1 protein-coding gene is annotated in these 872 nt (G+C 65.8%); it reads right to left on the reverse strand.

Annotated elements, in window-relative coordinates:
- Positions 1-861: sugar ABC transporter ATP-binding protein (locus EOD07_RS35995; RefSeq protein ID WP_281059122.1), on the reverse strand; the 861-nt coding region annotated here is incomplete at its 3' end.
- Positions 862-872: the final 11 nt, after the last annotated feature.

Here is an 872-nt window from a genome sequence, read left to right on the forward strand (position 1 = left end):
CTGATGCTCTTTCGCCTTGTCGACGAAGCCCAACCGGGCGAACGCGCCGAGCGACGCGAGGCTGGCGTTCTGGTAGACGGGCAGCTCGCCCATCAGGCCTTCGCTCTTGCGATCCTCGGTGAGCAGGCCGATGCCGAGCCGCACACCGCTGCGCGTGTCGTGCGGCGCCAGCCGCTGACCGTCGACCGTGACGGTGCCCGAAATGATCGGATCGTAGCCGACGATCGCCTTGGCGAGCTCGGTTCGGCCGGCGCCCATCAAGCCGAAGAAACCGAGCACCTCGCCGGCGCGCGCCTCGAAGGACACGTCGATGAGCTTCTTCGCCGTGCTGAGCTTCTCAACCGACAGCGCCACCTTGCTGCCCGCCGCGCCGCGCTGGCGGGGAAAGAGGTTGTCGATCCGACGGCCGATCATGTCCTGGATCAGCGTGTCGTTGGTGTGCTCGCCGATCGGCTTGGTCGAGATGTGGCGCCCATCGCGCAGCACAGTCACCGTGTCGGCGATCTCGAAGACCTCGTCGAGCTTGTGGCTGACATAGACCACGGCGATGCCGAGCGCCGCCAAGCGGCGGATGACGGTGAACAGCAGCGAGACTTCGTTCGGCGTCAGCGAGGATGTCGGTTCGTCCATCACCACCACGCGCGCCTCGTGGGCGAGCGCGCGGGCGATCTCGACCATCTGCTGCTGGCTGACCGGCAGCGATCCCGTCCGCGCCGCCGGATCGACGTTGAAGCCGATGCGGTTGAACAGCGCCGCCGAGTCGGCACGGATCTTCTTCCAGTCGATCGAGCCGGTCCTGCCGGTCGGATAGCCTTCGAGAAAGATGTTTTCCGCAACGGTGAATTCGGAGATCAACGCGATCTCCTGGAACA

It is taken from the genome of Mesorhizobium sp. M2C.T.Ca.TU.002.02.1.1 (assembly GCF_003997225.1).